This window comes from Microcystis sp. LE19-84.1B (assembly GCF_027531875.1).
Lineage (GTDB): Bacteria > Cyanobacteriota > Cyanobacteriia > Cyanobacteriales > Microcystaceae > Microcystis > Microcystis panniformis.
Genome location: NZ_JAPZSR010000138.1, coordinates 1 through 4344, shown reverse-complemented (window position 1 = coordinate 4344; position 4344 = coordinate 1). Strand labels below are relative to the sequence as shown.

9 protein-coding genes are annotated in these 4344 nt (G+C 40.8%); 2 read left to right on the top strand and 7 right to left on the bottom strand.

What is annotated here, in order from left to right; genetic code table 11:
- Positions 1 to 165 precede the first annotated feature (165 nt).
- Positions 166 to 372, bottom strand: coding sequence for a hypothetical protein (locus tag O9324_RS08450; protein ID WP_002760310.1), 207 nt, complete (start codon positions 370 to 372; stop codon positions 166 to 168).
- Between the two features lie 249 nt (positions 373 to 621).
- Here O9324_RS08450 and O9324_RS27185 point away from each other — a divergent pair, with 249 nt between their 5' ends.
- Positions 622 to 822 (top strand): hypothetical protein, encoded by a 201-nt coding sequence (locus tag O9324_RS27185; RefSeq protein WP_002769323.1) that lies wholly within the window; start codon positions 622 to 624, stop codon positions 820 to 822.
- A 194-nt stretch (positions 823 to 1016) separates the two neighbouring features.
- Here the strand turns inward: O9324_RS27185 and O9324_RS08440 are convergent, their stop codons facing one another.
- The 4 genes from O9324_RS08440 to O9324_RS08425 form a co-directional block, all read right to left on the bottom strand.
- Complete coding sequence (locus tag O9324_RS08440; RefSeq protein WP_002769321.1) at positions 1017 to 1277, bottom strand: hypothetical protein; 261 nt, start codon at positions 1275 to 1277, stop codon at positions 1017 to 1019.
- 218 nt (positions 1278 to 1495) lie between these two features.
- Positions 1496 to 1729 (bottom strand): DUF2283 domain-containing protein, encoded by a 234-nt coding sequence (locus O9324_RS08435; RefSeq protein ID WP_002769319.1) that lies wholly within the window; start codon positions 1727 to 1729, stop codon positions 1496 to 1498.
- Entirely contained in the window at positions 1714 to 2040 is a 327-nt protein-coding gene (locus tag O9324_RS08430; protein WP_287630279.1) for a hypothetical protein, read from the bottom strand. Before O9324_RS08430 ends, O9324_RS08435 begins: the two co-directional genes overlap by 16 nt.
- A 102-nt stretch (positions 2041 to 2142) precedes the next feature.
- The gene (locus O9324_RS08425; protein WP_002769316.1) at positions 2143 to 2286 is read right to left on the bottom strand and encodes a DUF5615 family PIN-like protein; all 144 of its coding nucleotides are present in this window, start codon (positions 2284 to 2286) and stop codon (positions 2143 to 2145) included.
- Positions 2287 to 2753: 467 nt separating this feature from the next.
- Here O9324_RS08425 and O9324_RS08420 point away from each other — a divergent pair, with 467 nt between their 5' ends.
- Positions 2754 to 3098: a hypothetical protein gene (locus O9324_RS08420; protein ID WP_043995635.1), complete on the top strand. Its 345-nt coding sequence runs from the start codon at positions 2754 to 2756 to the stop codon at positions 3096 to 3098.
- A gap of 132 nt (positions 3099 to 3230) precedes the next feature.
- On the opposite strand, the gene O9324_RS08415 is transcribed toward O9324_RS08420, so the two are convergent.
- On the bottom strand, positions 3231 to 3476 hold the full coding sequence (locus O9324_RS08415) for a DUF2442 domain-containing protein (protein WP_287630278.1): 246 nt from the start codon (positions 3474 to 3476) through the stop codon (positions 3231 to 3233).
- A gap of 7 nt (positions 3477 to 3483) precedes the next feature.
- Entirely contained in the window at positions 3484 to 3723 is a 240-nt protein-coding gene (locus O9324_RS08410) for a DUF4160 domain-containing protein (RefSeq protein WP_287630277.1), read from the bottom strand.
- Positions 3724 to 4344 lie beyond the last annotated feature (621 nt).

Here is a 4344-nt window from a genome sequence, read left to right as displayed (position 1 = left end):
ATTGTCTATCTTTTGGTATTAACCTATTTGTGCCTTAAGTCCTTTCCTGTATGAATTTCAGCTACTTTTGAGCGTAGTTGCTCTCATCGAATTTTATTTTAAGTTAATTATTTGCATAACAATTCCCGAAGAGCCAGAATTTTGGCAACCCAGAACTCACCTCCTTTAATAATCGTCATATAAACCTTCGTCTTCTGGGGCATAACTATTCAAAAAAGAAGAATGAAGGCGATCGCTAACTAAGGTTTTGGGCTGAATAGTAATCACCCACTTCCCTTTACCAATTCCTTGCACAATAGAACTGGGAAGATTGAGTTGCTCCCCTTCTTCAATTTCTACTTCAAAAGCTAATTTTAATAACTGATTTTTCATAAAGCAAAAGCACCTATAATATTGAAGATATTAGCACAGAGCGTAGAAGCATCAGCGATCGCCATCATCGAAAGTGAAAATAACTCGGCTTTGCAATAAAGCATAAGCTAACTATTCCTGATCAGAAGCCCCTATTAACCCTTCCTCTGAAGACATTGTAACATCAATCCCTCGCATCCTTAAACCTTTGGCGATCGCCTTAGAAACCCTTTCATCCAGTACGATCGCTGATTGCGTAGGGTGCATCCCATGCAGCTTTTACCTTTTCAAAACACTTTAATCAATATTGCGATACGCCACGCTATGCTAACCCATTCTACCGCTATCAGCAATATTATTGCTTTCTTTGTTTTGCCCTTTCATAGGCAGGATCGTGTTCTGCAAAACTTAAAATTAAGACTCGTTTGGGACTGGATTTTTCATGAACTTGATAAACCAGACGATAACTAACACCATTTTAATCAATTTCAATCGCACGACACCCCTTCAACTTACCCATTAAATGATGACTAGGCCACCCCAAAGTGTGATAGGGGTCTATCGCTAGAAGTTTTTGATACTTGGTCTAACGAGCCTGCAATTCGGCAGGTAAACAAACTAAATCATTTTGGAAATCAGCCACCCATTGCACTAAATAATGATTTTTAGTAGCCACAACTTTTAACCCATTCCCTTAACTCATCCTCATCAATTTCCTCATCTGCTTCAACCCCAGTTATCCATTCCTGCGGATCACCTAAATTTTCCAATCTCTTAATGGCTAAAGCTTCTGCTGATGAGATTGCAGGGTCATATTCCAGAATAACAATAACCTCTACTTTTCTCCCAGGGAAAAGCTGATCTGACTGAATTTCTAGACGACCATCTGACTGAACAAAAATTGTTTGACGAATCGCTTGAGTCATTAGTAACCTCTTGGCTTTTGCTGATGTTAATGTAAGCTAAAATTTACCTTCAGTCATCAAACCCAATGTTTTTTAGACTGAGTATGCTATCTAATCAAGTCTTTTTACTCTTGAATACGACATATTTTTCTAATATTACGTTACACCATGCCGACCAATCTTGCCGTTGCTTGAACTGTCAAAACAGTGCGATCGCTGATCGCGGAGGGTGCGTCCCATTATCCCACTAATCGAAAAGCAGCATCAATCGGCAATTGTAACGGTAAGGATTGATTCCAGCGTTTCGAGAAAAATAAAATCTCCAAATTCTCAATCTCCCCAGAAGTCGGATTTAGACGAGCGACAATTTCATCCCCAATCTCCTCCGACTCTTGATCTGCATAAGGAGAACAGACATCTACATAAAGAATATCTCCCGTCGGGTCATAGCGAAAAGTTAGATTTTTTTCCATACCATTATTCCCCCTGTAATTTTTCGGGCTGTGTATATGGTCACGATCCAATGACGACTAAGAGCAGATTGGGAAACCACCACCACAATTAAAAATCGTCCCGTCCGAATCGTTGAAAACCACTTAGAAAATAACAACGCCTTTTCATCGCGATCGCTAGAACGAATTAAATCTGGATCAGCTAAAGTCTGGGCTAATTGCTCCTCATAATCGGGTAATGTCCCTGGATGGCGATCAATAATATGCTGTTCTCGCTCATCGGTTAATTCAACCTCTACCCCCAAATAACCACAGAAAAAAGACCTTGCCAAATTTTATTCATGTCTCCAAAACTGATCTTAAATTTAAAAACCAAAACTTAATCACCGGTGATCGCAGCTTCCAATACCAGAGACAGGAAACGTGAAAACAACTCAGCCTTGCGACAAAGCATAAGCTAACTGTTCCTCATCAGAAGCCCCAATCAGTCCTTCCTCTGAAGAGATTGTAACATCAATCCCTCCCATTCTTAAACCTTTGGTGATCGCCTTAGAAACACTTTCATCCAGTGCGATCACTATCTTCTTGTTAATTAAACTTTCAAACTGCGATTATTTTAGCCTTGGCAACGGCGAGCGCCATGTTACCCCAATGGATAGAAAATAGTCTAGGAGCTATCAGTTAAAGCTATGAGTGAAGCAGTTGTCACACTTCTCAGTGCGATCGCTGATTGTCTAGGATGGTTGGCGTTGCTGAATCAAGGTATGAATGACAACCTTGCACCCATCCAAAAGTTAGTTTGGGTCTAGGTTTTAAAAATCCCACAAAAGAAGATTCATATCTCAAATCAGCAACGCCCCGGATGGTTTAGCATAGTGTAACCCGTCAAAAACGTTGATGACTAAGGCAAGTATTTTTTAGTATTGCAAAATTTAGAAAATTTTGCGGTCGCGGTTTGATTGTTGATGGTTGATAAGGGGCGTTTTTCAAAACAATTTGCCTTGAAAACTCAATGCTAAAATGAAATTAAGTCAACAAAAATCTAATGCCTGATTTTCAGACCTTTATCGGTATCCTTACCACCCTATTCGTCTTTTTAACAGGAATAATCCTCAACTATGACTCAATCCAACTCGGCAACGAACAAATTATCATCCCCCAATGGTTCGGACTTCTCTTCGCAGGGATTACTTTCAGCCTTGTTACATTGGATCAAATCCTACGGGGGCTTGTCCGACTTGAAAAAACAGAACGAGAAACTCGCCGAACTCGAATCGAAACTCGATACCGTACTGCAATCATCCGATTCCAACTTAACCCCAACAACTTCCACAGAAACCAACTAGCAGATATTTTAGCCCTACTTGAAGAATACCGAGATACACTTTAGTGCAATTCTTGAGGGCGATCGCCGATCTTGTCGGAGGTCAGTGCGATCGCTATCTTCTTGTTAATTAAACTTTCCAACAGTGCGATCGCCTACGCCAACCCATCCTACAATTGCTTGAACTATCCAAACAGATTAGAAAGGCGGTAACTGAAAATGACCAGCGACAATCCCAGGAACGGTAATATCCTCATCCAATTCTTCCCACCGTAGAGCATAGCCATTTACCTCAACCTTAACCGCCGCCAATTGCTCATTCGTTGCTTGTTTCAAAATATGGAAGCGGTCGCCAGGAAAACCGATAATAGGTCCATCACTGAGTTCAACGTATATCATGCGTTCTTCTGCCCAGGCTCGAATGGCGGCAGGCTCAACAGTCATTATAGGATTAATGTTTGTGGAAATCACGATAAGCACTCCTTAAAAGGTCTTGATTTTTATAAACTAGCCTCTCTAGTTCCCGTAGCTCATGGGAAGGAATACCACGATTGGAAGCTAAAATGATTATCGGTTCAAGCCCAAATTTACATTCACCATCAGGAGAACGTACCTGAATATGTGGCGGTTCGGAACCTTCATCGGAATAGAAGTGAAACCGAAAATGTCCAATTCTAATGACCGTTGCCATTCAGTGAAATTCGTAATCATTGAGAGTTGCTGGTTCTTTATTCTAGTCGGAAATTGTGGCGATCATTGTCGCACCCCAATCAGACCGATAAGGACTTTCAGAGCGATCGCCAATCCTATAGGGTGCAATTAACGCACCCTTTTATTTTTATTGTCCTATTTGCGTTCTTTATCGAAAGCCTCAATTAATAATATAGGACTTACGCATTGACAGGATCGACCAAATATGAGGTATGGGTTTCGGGCATTTTAACGTGAGGCTCTTCTCGACTTTGTGTGATAATTTTTGCTTATGGAATTGTGAAATGCTTATCGGGCAAGACTTTTAGGGCTATTTTGACGAAGAAACCATCAGTATAGACCTCGTTTCCACACAGAAACCAGAAGAGCCAACGTGATTTTTTGATGACTTTTGAGCGATCGCTATCGATCAGAAGTTAATCGCCAAAAGTCTGAAACGACGGATTTTCCTTCATACACACCATGGTGAATTTGTACAGTGCGTAAGTCCTATAAACGTTATTGTAGGGGTAATTCATGAATTACCCCTACACCTATTACCTAGTCCAGTAGGGTGCGTTAGACGGCCAAAATTTCGGCTTTAACTTCAAGCTAACAATCC